We start from the raw sequence: 16,210 nt of genomic DNA on the forward strand, positions 1-16,210 counted from the left end.
CGACCGATCAAGGCGTGGCCTTCGCTGGCTCGTCCGGTCCGGCGTTTTCCAGGGCCGCCTCGATGGCGATCGGGGTTGCCGATGGGGCGATCACGGCGAAGTTCTGATCCATCGTGGGCGCGGGGCGACGCATCCGGCGCCAGCCGGCGTAGAGTGTAAGAAGCGTCAGCAGGACGCCGATATAGACCCAGAAGCCCTCGGACCCCAGCCTCGACATGAGCCAGCCCGTGATCAGCGGGCCGGTGATCGCACCGATTCCGTTGATGAAAAGAAGCCCGGCCGAAGCCGCGGCCATGTCGCTGTCGTCAAGGAAATCGTTCGTATAGGCGAGCAGCAGCGAATAGACCGGGTTGGCGACGCCGCCGATGATGGCTGCGCTGGTGAGCAGCCCCCAGATGCCGGGTTGCAGATAAAGCGTCGCAAAGCTCACGACCAGCCCGATGAAGGACATGACCATCACGATCATCCGTCGGTCGTTGTGGTCTGAAAACCAGCCGACGGGATATTGCAGCACCAGCCCGCCAATATAGATTGCCGCGACGAAAGCCGAGATTTCGGTAACCGAAAGGCCGCGAAGCGAACCCCAGACCGAGGCCATCCCGAAGATGGCCGAGAAGACACCGCCCATCAGGAACATGCCGATGCAGCCCAGGGGCGAAACCTGAAACAGGCGGGCAAAGGACATGCGCTTGATCGTTGCGAATTGCGGCGCAGGTTGGCGCGACAAGAGGATCGGCAGGAACGAGAGGCTGACAAGAACCGAGGGGATGACGAACAGCAGGTAGCCTGCCGGATCGCCGATATTCATCAGGACCTGCGCGGCGATGATGCCCAGCATCTGGACGATCATATATGCGGACAGCGCCTGGCCGCGCGTCTCGTTGCGGGCGCCGGCATTCAGCCAGCTTTCAGCGGTGATGTAGACGCCCGAGAAACAGAACCCGATCCCCAGCCGCATCGCGGCCCAGAAGATCCAATGCGGATAGGCCGCGTAAAGGATCAGAACCGATGAGATCATCGAGGCAAGCGCCGCGAAGACACGCACATGCCCGACTTTCTGGATCATGTCGGGGACCAGGCGCGAGCCGAGCAGGAATCCGCCAAAATAGGCTGACATGACGACGGACATTTCCGTTGTCGTAATGCCCTCGATTGCACCACGGATGCCAAGCAGCGTGCCTTGCATCCCGTTTCCGACCATCAGGAAAAGGATGCCCAGAAGCAGGGGCCAGGTGGTTCGCAGCACGGTCAGCATGTCATAATACCTTACGGAATCAGAAGTGAGGCGTCGCCGTAGCTAAAGAAGCGATATCCCGAATCCACGGCATGGCGATAGATGTCGCGAATGCGGTCTTGTCCCATCAGCGCGCTGACCAGCATCAGCAGCGTCGATTTGGGCAGGTGGAAATTGGTCATCAGCGCATCGGTCACCCGGAACCGATAGCCCGGATAGATGAATATTTCCGTGACATCGCGAAACGGCATGACGGTCCCGTCTTCTGCGGCGGCTGATTCGATCAGGCGCAGGGCCGTTGTCCCGACGGGTATCACGCGACCGCCGGCAGCCTTGGTTCGATTGATCGCCTCGGCCGCCTCGGGGGTCACCTCGCCCCATTCACCATGCATCTTGTGCGTCGTCACGTCCTCGACCTTGACCGGCAGGAAGGTTCCGGCGCCGACATGCAGGGTGACATGAGCAAAGCGCACACCCTTGGCCCGCAACGCTTGAAGCAGGGGTTCGTCGAAGTGCAGGCTGGCAGTCGGCGCGGCAACCGCGCCGGTATTGCGGGCCCATACCGTCTGGTAATCCTCGCGGTCGGCCTCGTCCGGGGCGCGTAGCGCGGCGATATAGGGGGGCAGGGGCATTGCACCCACCTGAGACAGTGCGGCGTCGAAGGCGTCGCCCTCGGCATCGAATCGCAGCGTCAGCCCGGCCTCGGCAATGTCGGAGACTTCAGCGGACAGCGCCGGGCCAAAGCTTATCACTTCGCCCTGCTTCAGCTTGCGCAAGGGCTTGGCCAGCGCCTTCCAGCCCCCGTCCGAGCTGGGTTCAAGCAGGGTCACCTCGATCCGGGCGACCGCCTCGCCTTGCGGCGTCTGGCGAGTGCGGGTTCCGGTCAGCCGCGCCGGAATGACCTTGGTGTCGTTGAGCACCAGAAGATCGCCCGGCCCAAGCAGGTCGGTCAGGTCACTGACATGCAGGTCGCGCGTGGACGGGCCCTCTGCCACGAGCAGGCGGGCCGAGCTGCGGGGGCGCGCGGGGCGGGTTGCGATCAGCCCTTCGGGCAGATGAAAATCGAAATCGTCAAGCTTCATGCCTTGGCTTCTCGCCCCGCATATCCCGAGCGTCAAGTCGGCGGATAATCACAAAGTGAAAACCTCGGTCTTTACTTGGCCGAGAGAATCAGTAAGTTTTGCCCAGTTCCGCTTGGTGAGTCCCATGATCATCTGCCATTGCACCCAGATCTCCGACCATGACATCCGCGCTGCCGTGGACTGGATGCGTGCGGCCGATCCCGAGACGATCATCACCCCTGGAAAAATCTATCACGCCCTTGGCAAACGCGCCGATTGCGGTGGCTGCATGCCCTTGTTTCTGGACACGATGCGCCATTGCGATAATCTGGCTGTGCCCCCGATCCTTCGGGGGTTGAGAGCCAGCCGCAAAGGAGCCAGTGATGAAGGGCGACGCCAAGGTCATCGAGTATCTCAACGCAGCGCTACGGTCTGAACTGACCGCCGTCAGCCAGTATTGGCTGCATTACCGCCTGCAAGAGGATTGGGGCTTCGGCAAGATCGCCGACAAGTCCCGCGCCGAATCCATCGAGGAGATGCATCATGCGGATCGGCTGATCCAACGCATCATCTTCCTTGAAGGCCACCCGAACCTGCAAAAGCTCGATCCGCTGCGCATCGGTCAGGATCTCAAGGAAACGCTGGAATCCGATCTGGCGGCCGAGCATGACGCGCGCACCTTGTATATCGAGGCGCGCGATCACTGCGAATCCGTCAAGGATTACGTCAGCAAGGATCTGTTCGAGGATCTTATTGCCGACGAGGAAGGCCATATCGACTTCCTCGAGACCCAGCTTGATCTCTACGAGACGATCGGCGCTCAGAACTACGGCCATCTCAATGCCAAACCGGCGAGCGAGGCCGAGTAGGGCATTCTGATCACGCAGACGGGGGCCTCCATGGCCCCCTTTTTCATGCGCCCAGCCAATCCTGTGCCAGCATCGGCAAGTCGTCGAAATGCGCGAGCATCGCCTCGGGGGCCAGCCGCGACAGGGCTTCGCCTTCGGGTCCGAAGGCGACCAGAGCCACGCGCACCCCGGCAGCTGACGCGGTCTTGCGATCCGTTTCGGTATCGCCCACCAAGAATGATTGCGCGATCGTGCCACCCGCGCCCTCGACCGCTGCTGCATAGGGCCGCGGATCGGGCTTGCGCACGGGCAGGGTGTCTGCGCCGACCATGGCGGCAAAGCGGTCACGGATGCCCAGTTCGCGCAGAAGGGTTTCAGCCAGGGCAGCGGGCTTGTTCGTGCACACCGCGAGCCTGTGACCCGCCTCGGCCAGTTGGTCCAGCGCGGCTTCGGTGCCCGGATAAAGCTTCGTGTGATGGGCGATCCGGTCCCCGTAATGGCCCAGGAGGCGGGGGTAATCCTCATCCTCTGCGCCCGGGGGAAGCAGGTAATCCGACCCGATCCGCGCATATCCCGCGCGCAGCATCGCGCGTCCGCCATGGAATGCGATCAGGGCGTCGGCGATCGGGTCCAGAAGCGCGCCCAGCCCGCGACCTTCAAAACAGGCATTGGCAGCGGCGATCAGATCCCCGGATGTGTCGGCCAGCGTCCCGTCCAGATCGAAGACAACCGTTCCCGCCATGCTGTAACCTTCCGTCAAGATGTTTGAACTGCCGGGGCCTTTCCCCGATGCCGCCCCCTAGGTAGAACGCCAGCATCAGATAAGAAACAGGCAAGAGGCCGTCATGTCAGACAATCCCGTCGCGCTCATCGTTCTGGCAGCAGGTCAGGGCAGCCGGATGCAATCGGATCTGCCCAAGGTATTGCATCGCCTGGGAGGAGTTCCCCTTGTCGGCCATGCACTTGCCGCCGGCCGCGCCCTCGAGCCAGAGCTTGTCGTCGTGGTGGCGGGACATGGCGCTGAGGCGGTCGCGAAGGCCGTGGCCAAGCTTGATCCCGATGCGGCGATCGCCCTTCAGGCAGAGCAGCTTGGCACGGGCCATGCCGTCCAGCAGGCCATGCCGCTGCTTGAGGGGTTCGAAGGTCGCGTCATCGTTCTTTACGGCGACACACCCTTCATCGGCGAGGATACGCTGCTGGCGCTGTCCAGCCATCACGCGGACGTTGTGGTGCTGGGTTTCGAGGCGGCCGATCCCGGCCGCTACGGTCGACTTGTAACCGGGCCGGACGGGTTGGAGCGGATCGTCGAATACAAGGATGCGGATGAGGCGACCCGTGCGATTCGCCTGGTAAACTCGGGCGTCCTGGCGGCCGATGCCTCCTTGCTGCGTGCCCTGCTGCCAAGGCTCGGCAATGACAACGCGTCCGGGGAATACTACCTGACGGACATCCCCGCCCTGGCCCGCGCCGAGGGGCGGCGCGTGGAGGTCGTGACCTGTGACGAAGCCGAAACACTCGGGATCAACACCCGCGCCGAGCTTGCCGCCGCCGAGGCCGCTTTCCAGTCGCGCGCCCGAACTGATGCGCTGGAAGACGGGGTAACGCTGACCGATCCTGCGACAGTCTGGTTCGCGCTCGACACCTATATCGGCCGCGACGCGATCATCGGGCAGAATGTGGTCTTTGGCCCCGGCGTGACAGTGGAAAGCGGAGCCGAGATCCTGCCCTTCTGCCACTTGGAAGGCTGCCATGTCAGCGCCGGCGCGACTGTCGGCCCCTTTGCCCGGCTGCGTCCCGGCGCGGAGCTGGGCGGCGATGTCCATGTCGGCAATTTCGTCGAGATCAAGAACTCGGTTCTGGATGAAGGCGTCAAGGTCGGCCATCTGACCTATCTCGGCGACGCCCATATCGGCGAGGCCACGAATATCGGCGCAGGCACCATCACCTGCAATTACGACGGCGTCGGCAAGCATAGGACCGAGATCGGGGCCAATGCCTTCATCGGCTCGGACACGATGCTGGTCGCCCCGGTGCGGGTCGGTGCGCGTGCGATGACCGGCTCGGGTTCGGTCATCACCGAGGATGTGCCCGATGACGCCATGGCCATCGGTCGCGCACGTCAGGTGACGAAACCCGGCCTTGCCACCCGCCTGATGCAGGCGCTGCGCCAGAAGAAGGGGCAATAACATGTGCGGCATCATCGGTATCCTCGGCAGCCACGAAGTCTCGCCGCAGCTCGTCGAAGCGCTGAAGCGGCTGGAATATCGCGGCTATGACAGCGCGGGCGTCGCGACGGTCGATGCGTCGGGTCGGCTTGATCGCCGCCGCGCGGTCGGCAAACTAGTCAACCTTTCGGACCGCCTTGTGCATGAGCCGCTGACAGGCCATGCCGGGATCGGCCATACCCGCTGGGCCACCCATGGCGCCGCGACCGAGGCCAATGCCCATCCCCATCGCCGCGGTCCCGTCGCCATCGTCCATAACGGCATCATCGAGAATTTCCGCGAACTCCGTGACGAGATCGTCGCGCTGGGGCTTACGCCGGAATCCGACACCGATACCGAAACCGTCGCGCTGATGACGGCCTGGCACATGTCGCAGGGCCGTTCCCCCATAGAGGCCGCGCGCGCGACGCTTGCCCGCCTGCATGGCGCCTTTGCGCTTGCTTTCCTGTTCGAGGGCGAAGGCGACCTGATGGTTGCCGCGCGCAAGGGCAGTCCCCTTGCCGTGGGTCATGGCAAGGGCGAGATGTTCATCGGCTCGGATGCGGTGGCTCTTGCACCCTTCACCGACCGCATCACCTACTTGGAAGATGGCGACCACGCGATCATCACCCGCTCGGGTGCCGAGATCTTCAATGCCGCCGGCCAGCCCGCCAATCGCGAGATCCAGCACATCGATGTCGGTGCGACCCAGATCGACAAGGCCGGGTATCGTCACTTCATGGCGAAGGAGATCGCCGAACAGCCTGCCGTGCTGGGCGATGCGCTCAGCCACTACATCAAGGATGACCGCATCGTACTTCCCGAGGCGATCGACTTTCGCGACGTGGACCGGCTGACCCTGGTCGGCTGCGGGACGGCCTATTACGCGGGCTGTGTCGCGCGTTACTGGTTCGAAAGCCTCGCGGGCCTGCCCTGCGACCTGGATGTGGCGTCCGAGTTCCGCTATCGCGAGCCGCCGCTTTCTCCGACAAGCTGGGCCATGTTCATCAGCCAGTCGGGCGAGACAGCGGATACGCTGGCCGCGCTGCATTATGCTCGCGACAAGGTCGCAAGGACGGTGGGCGTGGTGAATGTGGGCACTTCGGCCATTGCGCGGGATGCCGATATCGCGTTGCCGACGTTGGCGGGGATCGAGGTTGGCGTGGCCTCGTCGAAAGCATTCACGTGTCAGCTTGCCGTTCTGGCTGTGCTGGCGCTGAAGGCGGCGCATGATCGGGGCCGCCTGACCGATGCCGATCTGCGCCAGCATTTGGCCGATCTGCGAGCCCTGCCGGGACTGCTCAATCAGGTCCTGACGATCAGCGACGAATGCCGCAGCCTGTCGGGCTGGCTTTCCGAAGCGCAGGACGTTCTCTACCTGGGACGCGGTCCGCTTTATCCGGTTGCGCTGGAAGGCGCGCTGAAGCTCAAGGAACTCAGCTACATCCATGCCGAGGGCTATGCCTCGGGTGAGCTCAAGCATGGCCCAATCGCGCTGATCGACCGCAATGTCCCGGTGGTCGTGCTCGCGCCGCGCGATGCGCTTTTCGACAAGACCGTCTCGAACATGCAGGAGGTGATGGCTCGTCATGGTCAGGTCCTGCTGATCTCGGACGCAGATGGCATCAAGAAGGGGGGGCATGGGGTCCATGCCAGCCTGACGCTGCCATCAGGTGGAGGCGCGTTCGAAGCGATCCTTTATGCCGTGCCGATGCAATATCTGGCCTATCACACGGCTGTCGCGAAGGGCACGGATGTCGACCAGCCGCGCAACCTGGCAAAATCGGTGACGGTCGAATAGCGCTTGGCGCTTGTCCTGAGGCCGGGGCTGGGCGGAGCCAGCCCCAGTTTGTCAATTTCGGCGGCACTCACGCCCCGCAAAATCGCATCACCATCCGCAGATCCCTTGCCTGCGGATGGTCAGGGCCTGGCGAACGGGTGCTGGCCAGATCGACAGGAAGGGATGGCTAGTCGTTTTCTCCGACGGCTTTCCAGATCAGGGCGCCGATCGCTGCTCCGATCATCGGTGCGACCCAGAAAAGCCACAATTGCATGATCGCCGTGCCCCCACCGAACAGGGCCTGGCTGGTCGACCGCGCCGGATTGACAGAAGTGTTGGTGACCGGGATGGAAATCAGGTGGATCAGGGTCAGGGCCAGGCCAATGGCCAAGGGGGCAAAACCGACCGGCGCGCGGCCATGTGTCGTGCCAAGGATGACGATCAGGAAAAAGGCTGTCAGGACGATTTCGACGATCAGGCCCGACAGCATCGAATAGCCATCCGGCGAGGCCGAGCCGTAGCCATTGGACGCGAAAGACCCGAGATCCGCGCCGGTCTTGCCAGAGGCAATGATATAAAGAATGGTCGCAGCAGCGATTGCGCCGACCAGTTGGGCGATGATGTAGGGAATGACCTTGGCTCCGGGAAACCGGCCCGCCACAGTCAGCCCGACGGTCACGGCAGGGTTGAAATGCCCGCCGGATATTCCGCCAACCGCATAGGCCATCGTCAGTACGGTAAGGCCGAACGCCATGGACACGCCCACGAACCCAATTCCCAATTCGGGAACTCCGGCGGCCAGGACGGCGCTGCCGCAGCCGCCGAATACAAGCCAGAATGTTCCGAGGGCTTCCGCGCCCAATTGCTTCTGCATGATACGACTCCTGATGAGGAATTGCGCCGGCACGATAATGCGATTGCGCGGCCTGAAAATGGTGTCATCAGGCGTTGTTATCGCGAAGCAATATTCGAATGGCGGGGAGGATTAGAGATGAGCGGTGTTGCAGCCGGGCAGCATTTGAATTCGCGCGATGAGCCGTTGCCGCCAAAGAAAAAACCGCCCTGCCGAGATGGCAAGGGCGGTTGAACTTGTGGTCTGCCTTGGGCCGACCCAGGGCGATGGCCTGCTCAGAGCTGCATCTGCTTGAAGGCCGCCCGATCAATTCCCAGCGTCTTGAGATCCCGCACCGAGGGAATCCGGTGCATTTCCACGGCCGAGGCGGCATTGCCGGCTGCGCGGAACGTGCGGAAGACCGAGCGGATGAAATGAAGGACGGACATCTTGGTTACCTGCTGAGATCGCTGATTTCTACAGCAGACAGATGTGCCCTCATCCGTCTTTCCGCAACGCAGCACCCGGTCAAAGCCGCCATGACGCTGCGACATGGCAAATCCGGCCCATACCAGGTGGGCCGGAATGGATGACAAGTGCGATCTCCTAGTCCTCTTCGCCCGCCAGTTGCGAAAGGACCTGCCCCCGGCCACGGGCCCGCAGGATCAAGGGCACGACCAGCGCCAGCGTCGCGATCCCAAGTAGGGTTGCGGCGATCGGCGATTGAAGCAGCGTGGTCCAGTCCCCCTGGCTGATCGACAGCGCGCGGCGAAGCTGCTGTTCGGCCATGGGACCAAGGATCAGTCCAACGACGATCGGCGCGATCGGATAGCCGAATAGCCGCATGACATAGCCCAGGACGCCGAAGCCCAGAAGCATTCCCAGTTCGAAGCTTGAGGGGTTGGCCCCGATTGTGCCCAGCGTCGCGAAGAGCAGGATACCCGCATAGAGCCAGGGTTTGGGCACGGTCAGCAGCTTCACCCAAAGCCCGATCATCGGCAGGTTCAGCACAAGCAGCATGGCATTGGCGATAAGCAGCGAGGCAATCAGCCCCCAGACCAGCGTCGGATTGGTGGCGAAAAGTAGTGGGCCCGGTTGCAGGCCGAACTGTTGAAAGCCCGCGAGCATGATCGCCGCGGTTGCCGAGGTCGGCAGACCCAGCGTCAGAAGCGGGACCAGCGTTCCGGCGGCCGAGGCATTGTTTGCGGCCTCGGGGCCCGCGACGCCTTCGATTGCTCCTTCGCCGAACTCCTCGGGGTGCTTGGTCAGCTTCTTTTCGGTCGCATAGGAAAGGAAGGTGCCGATCTCTGCCCCGCCCGCTGGCATGGCGCCGATGGGAAAGCCCAGGACTGTTCCGCGCAACCAGGGCTTCCATGATCGTGCCCAGTCCTGACGGCTCATCCAGATCGAACCCTTTACGGCGGTCACCTCGCCGTCTTGCTGGATACGCTGGCCGGCGATGAATAGTGCCTCGCCCACGGCGAACATGGCGACGGCCATCGTCGTGACCTCGATCCCGTCCAGAAGTTCGGGCACGCCGAATGACAATCGGGTCTGTCCGGTCAGCTGGTCGATGCCGACGCAGGCCAGCGCGAGCCCGAGAAACAGCGAGGTCAGCCCGCGCAAAGCCGAATCCCCGAAGGCGGCCGAGACGGTGACGAAGGCCAGCACCATCAGCGCGAAATATTCGCGCGGTCCGAAGACAAGAGCGACCTTGACGATGGTGGGGGCAAGAAAGGCCAGAAGCAGCGTGGCGATCAGCCCTGCGACAAAGGACCCGATGGCGGCCGTTGCAAGCGCGGGGCCGCCGCGGCCCTTGCGGGCCATCTTGTTGCCTTCGAGCGCGGTGATGATCGAGGCGCTTTCGCCCGGCGTGTTCAGCAGGATCGAAGTCGTCGATCCGCCATACATTCCGCCGTAATAGATCCCCGCGAACATGATGAGCGAGCCAGCCGGATCAAGCCGGTAGGTGACAGGCAGCAGCAGCGCCACGGTAAGCGCAGGGCCGATGCCCGGCAGCACGCCGACGGCCGTGCCCAGCGTCACGCCGATCAACGCATACATCAGCATCATCGGCTCGGCCGCGGTGGCAAGGCCCTGCATCAGGAATTCGAATGCGCCCATGGCTCAGCCCCTTGCAAAGATCAGATGCTCAAGCGGACCTGCAGGCAGGTGCAGCATCAGAAGCTGGGAAAACACGATCCATACGGCAAATGCGCAAACGATGCCGATGGGGATGGTCATGGCGAGGTTTCGTTTGCCGAAGGCGCGGGCGGTGCAGGCGAAAAGAACGCCCGTTGCGATCGAGAAGCCCGCCACATGCAAAAGCAGCAATTGGGCGGCCAGCCCCGCGATGATCCAGAGCACCGGGGGGACGCTCTGTTCGGGACGCTCGGGGAAGTCACCCTTGAGCGCGGCGATCACGGTCCAGGCGGAAAGGCCAAGCAATCCCAAGGCGACGACACGCGGGACACTGGCTGGGCCAACGCCGGAATAGCCACCGAGGTCGGCCAGGCGCGAGCTGTCCCACAGGATCACGCCCGCGACCACGGCCAGACCCGCGGCGATGACGAGCGCCGCCTTGTCGCGGCGGCGCTTTTGTTGCGGATCAATCGACGTCATTTCACCAGGCCGATATCCTTGAGAACGGCCTCGGTCGAGGTGACGTCCTTTTCAAGCTGGGCATCGAAATCGGCGCCCGACAGGTAGGTGTCCGCCCAGCCCTTGTCCGCAAGCTGTTTCTGCCAGTTCTCGGACTGCACCATCTTTTCGATATCGGCCGTCACCTTGGCCTTTTGTTCATCCGACAGGCCCGGTGCTGCGGCAACCATGCGCCAGTTCTGCAATTCGACATCAAGCCCGGCCTCCTTCAGCGTCGGCGCATCCACACCCTCGACCCGCTCGGGTGCGGTCACGGCCAGCAGGCGAAGCGTGCCTGCCTTGATCTGCGCTTCGAATTCGCCCAGACCAGAAACACCCGCTGTCACCTGATTGCCGAGGATCGCGGCCAGAGCCTCACCACCGCCCGAATAGGCGATGTAGTTGATCTTGGTCGGATCGACCCCGGCGGCCTTGGCGATCAGGCCCACGGCGATATGGTCGGTCCCGCCGGCCGAGCCGCCGGCCCAGCTGACCGCGCCCGGATCGGCCTTGAGCGCTTCGACGAGGCCCGCCATGTCCTGGATGGGCGATGCGGCGGGAACGACGATGGCCTCATATTCGCCGGTCAGGCGGGCAATCGGGGTCACGTCCTTGAGCGAGACGGGGGCGTTGTTCGTCAGGATGGCCCCCACCATGACATAGCCGCCGACGATCAGCGTATCGGGATCGCCCTTGTTCTGGCTGGCGAATTGCGCAAGCCCGATCGTGCCGCCGGCGCCGGGCACGTTTTGCACCTGCACCGAGTTCGAGATGCCTTCTTCCTGCATCACGGTCTGCATGGTGCGGGCAGTCTGGTCCCAGCCACCACCGGGGTTGGCGGGCGCGATGATGGTGTAATCGGCCATGGCAGGCATGGCGACGGCGCCGGCAAACAGGCTGGCGAGAACGAATTGCTTCATGACATCCTCCGCAATGCGCCGGGTCGGCCATCGCCACCCGGTCGCTCAGGTCTTGTTTTTCTGGTCTATCCCCGGCCTCTCCCAAAGCACGGGGTTCCTCCTCTGGTCGGCGCTATCGGCCGGACCATCTATGGTTCGACCACAGGAACCTGTCATCGACCTGACGCCGCCTGAAAAATCTTCGCCCGGCGGTCTAACGGCCTGAAATCGCCTCGTTCCACCGCGCCAGCAGGCGGGCTCTGGTGGATTGGTCCAGATAGGCCAGAAGGCCCGGGCTGACCGGCACCGGCTTCAGGCGCAGCCCCGCCAGATCCTGCATCCCGCCTGCGGGCGATTGCTGCCCCGCGACCTCAAGACTGACCGCCGATAGCCGAAGCGTCCGTGACAGCAGGGTCTGCCCTTCGTTCGACATGAGATAGGCCAAGAATTCCGCGCCAAGATCCGGCCTCTTCGCCCCCGCAGGGATCAGTGCCACGCGCGAGACGACGACGGTGAAGTCGCGCGGCAGGATCAGCCCGAGGTCGGGATGCTGCCGGGCCCATTCCGCCGTGTAGGAACCCAGCAGGTTATATCCGATCGCCAGCCTGCCATCCGAAATCCGCTCCAGAAGTTCGCTTGTCGTCGGAAATTGCTGCACGCCCGCGCGTCCCATGGCAGCGACCACCTGCCAGATTCCGGGATACAGTTCCTGGTCGCGGGCCATGAACAGGTAGCCGACGCCCGATCTCGATATGTCGTAGGTGCCGATGCGGCCCTGCGCCTTGTCCGGGTTCTCAGCCATCCACCGCATGAGGTCGGCGCGGGTCGCGGGCGGATCGGCCTGCGCGAAACTGGGCCTGTGATAGGCAAAGACGGCCGGTTCGAACGTCAGGGCATAGGCCGTGTCGCGCCAATTCGCCCAGTCGGGCCAAGTTGGCGTGTCTGCCGTGACGACCGGCCGGGCATATCCATCATTGGCCAGCTTGACCTGTAGATCCATCGCCGAGGAAAAGGCGAAATCCGTCGTTCCGGTTCCGGCATCCGTCTCTTCGACAATCCGCCGGTGCAGATCACCGGTCAGCAGGTTTTCATACCGGATCGCTATTTCGGGATGCCGGCGCTGGAATGCGGACAGAATGATCTCGGCTCGATCATCGTCGAGCGAGGAATAGATCGAAAGTTCGGTATCCGTTTCACCCGAAGGCGCCGGAAACATGCGTGTCTGCGCTGCTGCGATGGCTGGAAGCAGTGCGAAAGCGACGGCGATGGCGGACAGGAGGGCTGACAGACGCATGGTCGCGCGAGATTGCCCGACCGCAAGCCCGTTCACAAGCTCTGCGCAGGGGGATAGGTTCGGCACATGGGGGAGGCACCGTGCGTATATTGCTGGTCGAGGACAATCTTTCGCTGGCCGAGGGGCTCTCGGCGCTGCTCAGGCAATCCGGCTATGCGCTTGATGTTGTGCATGACGGCGCCTCGGCCGAGGCGCTTGCCGCGGCCGAGAGCTTCGATCTGGTCATTCTCGACCTGAACCTGCCGCAGATGGACGGGTTGGAGGTGCTGCGGGCGATGCGGGCCCGGCGGAACCCGGCAGCGGTGATGATCCTGACCGCAAGAGGTGCGCCCGAAGAGCGGGTGCGTGGGCTCGATCTTGGTGCTGATGACTACCTGATCAAGCCCTTTGACATCGGCGAATTCGAAGCGCGAATCCGGTCATTGCTGCGCCGGCAGGTCGGAATGAAGACGGCGACCGTGAGCTTTGGCGGGCTCACCTTCGATCAGAGCAGTCGCAGCTTTGCCATCGGCGAACAGCTTCTGGACTTGCCTGCCCGCGAACGCGGCCTGCTGGAATTGCTGATCACCCGCGCCGGGAAGGTGGTGCCTCGCGAAACGATCGTGCAATCGCTGACCTCGCTCGAGGATGATCGGTCGGCCAATGCGATCGAGCAATATGTCAGCCGTCTGCGCAAGCGGCTCGCGCCTGCGGGGCTGACAGTGAGGACCGCGCGCGGCATCGGCTATTATCTGGATCGGGCAGCGTCCTGATGCGTGGTCGGCCGTTCTCGATCCGGCGGCGGCTTCTGGCATGGCTTCTCGTGGCGACGGCTGCATTCGGCGTGCTTGCCCTGATCGACACCTGGCGCGAAGCCGAACGGATGGCGAATGCACTGGCGGACAGGGTTCTTGCCGGCTCGGCCCTGGTCATCGCCGAACGCGCATCGCTCGATGAACGCGGCAGCATTGCGATCGAGATCCCGTACGGAGCACTCGAGATGCTCAGTTCAGCGGCGGAAGACAGGGTGTTCTATCGCGTCGACGGCCCTCCGGGCCTATTGGTGACGGGTTATCCCGACCTGCCGACATCACCCGCGGTGCAGGGGGGCGACGCGGCATTTTCGGACGGCCATTTCCGCGGCGAACCGGTCCGGGTGGCTAGCCTTGCACGCGCGGCATCGACCGGGATCGATGAGGTGCCCTTTGTCGTCACGGTGGCCGAAACCACAAGGGCAAGGGTCGAGCTGACACGCGCGATTCTCATGCGTTCGGCGCTGCGTCTTTCGCTGATGATCCTTGGGGCGGCCGTGATCGTCGGGATTGCCGTCACCGTTTCGCTGCGCCCCCTGTATCGCCTCGGCGAAGCGATCTCTGAACGAAGCCCCGGCGACCTGAGCCCGGTCGAGACACGTGTGCCCTCGGAGGTGCGCGGTCTGGTCAGGACGATCAATTCCTTCATGTCGCGGCTGAAGTCCGCGCTCGACGGTCTGCGAAACTTCACCGGCAATGCGGGACATCAGCTGAGAACTCCCTTGGCGGTGGTCCGGACCCAGCTTGCCCTTGCCGCCCGGGCCTCGACCCTGGCCGAGGCGCAGGCTGCGGCGCGCAAGGGCGACACGGCCGTCGCACATGCCGAAAGGGTTCTTGCCCAGCTTCTGCTGCTGGCCAAGGTCGATGCAGCCTCGGGGCAGACACCCGACCCGATGGATCTTGTCGCATTCGCAAGAGCGCGGACGGCCGAGCAGATACCGGCTGCGGCCGAGGCAGGTATCGATCTGGGCTATGAGGGCGGAGATGATCCGGTCCTGGTGCTTGCCGAGCCCCTGCTGCTTGGCGAGGCGTTCCAGAACCTCGTTTCGAATGCGCTGCTGCATGCGGGGCGCAACAGCCTGGTCACCGTCCGGGTCCGTCGCGAAGACGGCAGCGCGATCCTTGAGGTCGAGGACGATGGACCGGGAATACCGGCAAAAGCGCGGGCGGCGGTCATTGGCCGTTTCGAGCGGGGCAGGACCGCCGGGCCGGGGATGGGCTTGGGCCTGCCGGTGGTCGAGGAAATCGCGGCGCTCTTCGGCGGAAGTCTCGGGCTTTGCGAGGGCGCTCAGGGGCAGGGGCTTTGCGCAAGGATACGCCTGCCCGAGTGGCGGATGTGACGCGAATTCCCGCTGATAGCGCAAAATCCGAAGATCAGACTTGCGTTTGGGGCATGGAGGCTCCATTTTCCCGGAATTCGCGCATCCGTGAATACAGTTTGGTGTCCGGGCCCCTCTGGCGAACGTGGCGGCACGTTCGTGATGTCGGCACCGATCTTTGACCAGCCGCCTGGATCTTTGTTCTTATCATGCAGGAAAGCAACCCTCTCGCGGGGGCCTCCGCGAATGGAGCCCACCCTCCGACGCTCAGCTATTTTCGCTGGTCCTTCATCGTCACGGCCATCGGCCTGGCGCTTGGGGCGGCCTTGGGATGGCAGTCCACGGGAACGATCGGCGGAACGCTGTCGATCTTCTTCATCTGCGCGGTCCTGGCCGTGCTGGAAATTTCGCTGTCCTTCGACAATGCCATCGTCAACGCCAACAAGCTGAAGGACATGACGCCGAAATGGCGGCATCGCTTCCTGACCTGGGGCATCATCATCGCCGTTTTCGGGATGCGGATCGTCTTTCCCCTGCTGATCGTGGTCATCGCCGCAAAGATCGGCCCGTGGGAAGCAATGGTTCTGGCGGCAAGCCAGCCAGATGAGTATTCGCGCATCATGCATGACGCGCACCTGCCGATCGCGGCCTTCGGCGGCACCTTCCTGATGATGGTTGGCCTGAGCTTCTTCTTCGATCATGAAAAGGATGTTCACTGGGTCCGCTGGCTGGAAGAGAAGATGCAGCATTACGCGACGATCCGCGGCATCGAGGTCGCGATCGTGCTTGTAACCGTGCTGATCTTTTCGCGCTTTCTTGGCGAGGCCGAATCCGAGATCTTCTTCCGCTCGGCTATCTGGGGTCTTTTGACCTTCCTTCTGGTCGAGGTTCTGGGCGGCTTGCTGGACAGTTCGCAGAAACAGACCCTGCATGCCGGCGCCAAGGGTGGTCTGGGCGCGTTCCTCTATCTCGAGGTGCTGGATGCGTCGTTCAGCTTCGACGGCGTCATTGGCGCTTTCGCGCTGACCCACAACCTGTTCATCATCGCGATCGGCCTGGGCATCGGCGCCATGTATGTGCGCTCCATGACCATCATGCTGGTCGAGCGCGGAACCTTGGCCGAATACCGCTTCCTTGAACACGGTGCCTTCTACGCAATCATCGCGCTTTCGATCATCATGTTCATCCAGCCGCTGATGCATATCCCCGAGGTGATCACCGGACTTGGCGGCGCAACGCTGATCGGCATCTCGTTCTGGTCATCGATCCGCTGGAACCGCAAGCGCGTCGCGACCGAGGCCTGAGACG

Annotated in this window: 16 protein-coding genes; 7 read left to right on the forward strand and 9 right to left on the reverse strand. The window is 63.3% G+C overall.

The features are described from left to right. Positions 1 to 7: 7 nt before the first annotated feature. Both RGQ15_RS06665 and queA read right to left on the reverse strand, forming a co-directional pair. Complete coding sequence (locus RGQ15_RS06665) at positions 8 to 1,255, reverse strand: MFS transporter (protein ID WP_311159434.1); 1,248 nt, start codon at positions 1,253 to 1,255, stop codon at positions 8 to 10. A gap of 11 nt (positions 1,256 to 1,266) precedes the next feature. Then, entirely contained in the window at positions 1,267 to 2,316 is a 1,050-nt protein-coding gene (gene queA / locus RGQ15_RS06670) for a tRNA preQ1(34) S-adenosylmethionine ribosyltransferase-isomerase QueA (protein ID WP_311159435.1), read from the reverse strand. A 124-nt stretch (positions 2,317 to 2,440) separates the two neighbouring features. On the opposite strand from queA, the gene RGQ15_RS06675 reads away from it, so the two are divergent. Then, positions 2,441 to 2,731 (forward strand): (2Fe-2S)-binding protein, encoded by a 291-nt coding sequence (locus RGQ15_RS06675; RefSeq protein ID WP_311161055.1) that lies wholly within the window; start codon positions 2,441 to 2,443, stop codon positions 2,729 to 2,731. Continuing rightward, positions 2,679 to 3,164, forward strand: coding sequence for a bacterioferritin (gene bfr, locus RGQ15_RS06680; protein WP_311159436.1), 486 nt, complete (start codon positions 2,679 to 2,681; stop codon positions 3,162 to 3,164). Before RGQ15_RS06675 ends, bfr begins: the two co-directional genes overlap by 53 nt. 43 nt (positions 3,165 to 3,207) lie before the next feature. Here bfr and RGQ15_RS06685 read toward each other — a convergent pair whose 3' ends face one another. Continuing rightward, a complete protein-coding gene (locus RGQ15_RS06685; RefSeq protein ID WP_311159437.1) occupies positions 3,208 to 3,885 on the reverse strand; it encodes an HAD-IA family hydrolase in 678 nt (225 codons plus the stop codon). Between the two features lie 103 nt (positions 3,886 to 3,988). Here RGQ15_RS06685 and glmU point away from each other — a divergent pair, with 103 nt between their 5' ends. Continuing rightward, positions 3,989 to 5,329, forward strand: a complete 1,341-nt coding sequence (glmU, locus tag RGQ15_RS06690) for a bifunctional UDP-N-acetylglucosamine diphosphorylase/glucosamine-1-phosphate N-acetyltransferase GlmU (RefSeq protein ID WP_311159438.1) — start codon at positions 3,989 to 3,991, stop codon at positions 5,327 to 5,329. A 1-nt stretch (position 5,330) separates the two neighbouring features. Next, entirely contained in the window at positions 5,331 to 7,148 is a 1,818-nt protein-coding gene (glmS, locus tag RGQ15_RS06695; RefSeq protein ID WP_311159439.1) for a glutamine--fructose-6-phosphate transaminase (isomerizing), read from the forward strand. 166 nt (positions 7,149 to 7,314) lie between these two features. Here glmS and aqpZ read toward each other — a convergent pair whose 3' ends face one another. From aqpZ to RGQ15_RS06725, 6 genes are all read right to left on the reverse strand, one after another. Further along, complete coding sequence (aqpZ, locus tag RGQ15_RS06700) at positions 7,315 to 8,001, reverse strand: aquaporin Z (RefSeq protein WP_311159440.1); 687 nt, start codon at positions 7,999 to 8,001, stop codon at positions 7,315 to 7,317. A gap of 254 nt (positions 8,002 to 8,255) precedes the next feature. Further along, positions 8,256 to 8,408 carry a hypothetical protein gene (locus RGQ15_RS06705; protein ID WP_311159441.1) on the reverse strand — a complete coding sequence of 51 codons (153 nt, stop codon included), beginning with the start codon at positions 8,406 to 8,408 and terminating at the stop codon, positions 8,256 to 8,258. Between the two features lie 157 nt (positions 8,409 to 8,565). Then, entirely contained in the window at positions 8,566 to 10,083 is a 1,518-nt protein-coding gene (locus RGQ15_RS06710; RefSeq protein ID WP_311159442.1) for a tripartite tricarboxylate transporter permease, read from the reverse strand. A 3-nt stretch (positions 10,084 to 10,086) separates the two neighbouring features. Then, positions 10,087 to 10,581 carry a tripartite tricarboxylate transporter TctB family protein gene (locus RGQ15_RS06715; RefSeq protein WP_311159443.1) on the reverse strand — a complete coding sequence of 165 codons (495 nt, stop codon included), beginning with the start codon at positions 10,579 to 10,581 and terminating at the stop codon, positions 10,087 to 10,089. After that, entirely contained in the window at positions 10,578 to 11,519 is a 942-nt protein-coding gene (locus tag RGQ15_RS06720; protein WP_311159444.1) for a Bug family tripartite tricarboxylate transporter substrate binding protein, read from the reverse strand. Before RGQ15_RS06720 ends, RGQ15_RS06715 begins: the two co-directional genes overlap by 4 nt. Positions 11,520 to 11,712: 193 nt before the next feature. Then, positions 11,713 to 12,714, reverse strand: a complete 1,002-nt coding sequence (locus tag RGQ15_RS06725; protein ID WP_311159445.1) for an ABC transporter substrate-binding protein — start codon at positions 12,712 to 12,714, stop codon at positions 11,713 to 11,715. A gap of 158 nt (positions 12,715 to 12,872) precedes the next feature. Here RGQ15_RS06725 and RGQ15_RS06730 point away from each other — a divergent pair, with 158 nt between their 5' ends. The 3 genes from RGQ15_RS06730 to RGQ15_RS06740 all read left to right on the forward strand — a co-directional run bounded on the left by RGQ15_RS06730 (position 12,873) and on the right by RGQ15_RS06740 (position 16,206). Beyond that, positions 12,873 to 13,544: a response regulator transcription factor gene (locus RGQ15_RS06730; protein WP_311159446.1), complete on the forward strand. Its 672-nt coding sequence runs from the start codon at positions 12,873 to 12,875 to the stop codon at positions 13,542 to 13,544. Further along, positions 13,544 to 14,923 (forward strand): sensor histidine kinase, encoded by a 1,380-nt coding sequence (locus RGQ15_RS06735; RefSeq protein ID WP_311159447.1) that lies wholly within the window; start codon positions 13,544 to 13,546, stop codon positions 14,921 to 14,923. The genes RGQ15_RS06730 and RGQ15_RS06735 overlap by 1 nt, the downstream gene beginning before the upstream one ends. Before the next feature lie 188 nt (positions 14,924 to 15,111). Beyond that, entirely contained in the window at positions 15,112 to 16,206 is a 1,095-nt protein-coding gene (locus RGQ15_RS06740; RefSeq protein ID WP_311159448.1) for a DUF475 domain-containing protein, read from the forward strand. The last annotated feature ends 4 nt before the right edge of the window (positions 16,207 to 16,210 follow it).

The sequence above is a fragment of the Paracoccus sp. MBLB3053 genome, from assembly GCF_031822435.1.
Lineage (GTDB): Bacteria > Pseudomonadota > Alphaproteobacteria > Rhodobacterales > Rhodobacteraceae > Paracoccus > Paracoccus aurantius.

Excerpts from the sequence above, each read along its gene's own strand:
- RGQ15_RS06740 (WP_311159448.1), top strand. The coding sequence starts at position 15,112 with ATGCAGGAAAGCAACCCTCTCGCGGGGGCCTCCGCGAATGGAGCCCAC.
- RGQ15_RS06675 (WP_311161055.1), top strand. The coding sequence starts at position 2,441 with ATGATCATCTGCCATTGCACCCAGATCTCCGACCATGACATCCGCGCT.
- RGQ15_RS06710 (WP_311159442.1), bottom strand. The coding sequence starts at position 10,083 with ATGGGCGCATTCGAATTCCTGATGCAGGGCCTTGCCACCGCGGCCGAG.
- RGQ15_RS06685 (WP_311159437.1), bottom strand. The coding sequence starts at position 3,885 with ATGGCGGGAACGGTTGTCTTCGATCTGGACGGGACGCTGGCCGACACA.
- aqpZ (WP_311159440.1), bottom strand. The coding sequence starts at position 8,001 with ATGCAGAAGCAATTGGGCGCGGAAGCCCTCGGAACATTCTGGCTTGTA.
- glmS (WP_311159439.1), top strand. The coding sequence starts at position 5,331 with ATGTGCGGCATCATCGGTATCCTCGGCAGCCACGAAGTCTCGCCGCAG.
- glmU (WP_311159438.1), top strand. The coding sequence starts at position 3,989 with ATGTCAGACAATCCCGTCGCGCTCATCGTTCTGGCAGCAGGTCAGGGC.
- queA (WP_311159435.1), bottom strand. The coding sequence starts at position 2,316 with ATGAAGCTTGACGATTTCGATTTTCATCTGCCCGAAGGGCTGATCGCA.
- RGQ15_RS06715 (WP_311159443.1), bottom strand. The coding sequence starts at position 10,581 with ATGACGTCGATTGATCCGCAACAAAAGCGCCGCCGCGACAAGGCGGCG.
- RGQ15_RS06725 (WP_311159445.1), bottom strand. The coding sequence starts at position 12,714 with ATGTTTCCGGCGCCTTCGGGTGAAACGGATACCGAACTTTCGATCTAT.
- bfr (WP_311159436.1), top strand. The coding sequence starts at position 2,679 with ATGAAGGGCGACGCCAAGGTCATCGAGTATCTCAACGCAGCGCTACGG.
- RGQ15_RS06705 (WP_311159441.1), bottom strand. The coding sequence starts at position 8,408 with ATGTCCGTCCTTCATTTCATCCGCTCGGTCTTCCGCACGTTCCGCGCA.
- RGQ15_RS06735 (WP_311159447.1), top strand. The coding sequence starts at position 13,544 with ATGCGTGGTCGGCCGTTCTCGATCCGGCGGCGGCTTCTGGCATGGCTT.
- RGQ15_RS06665 (WP_311159434.1), bottom strand. The coding sequence starts at position 1,255 with ATGCTGACCGTGCTGCGAACCACCTGGCCCCTGCTTCTGGGCATCCTT.
- RGQ15_RS06720 (WP_311159444.1), bottom strand. The coding sequence starts at position 11,519 with ATGAAGCAATTCGTTCTCGCCAGCCTGTTTGCCGGCGCCGTCGCCATG.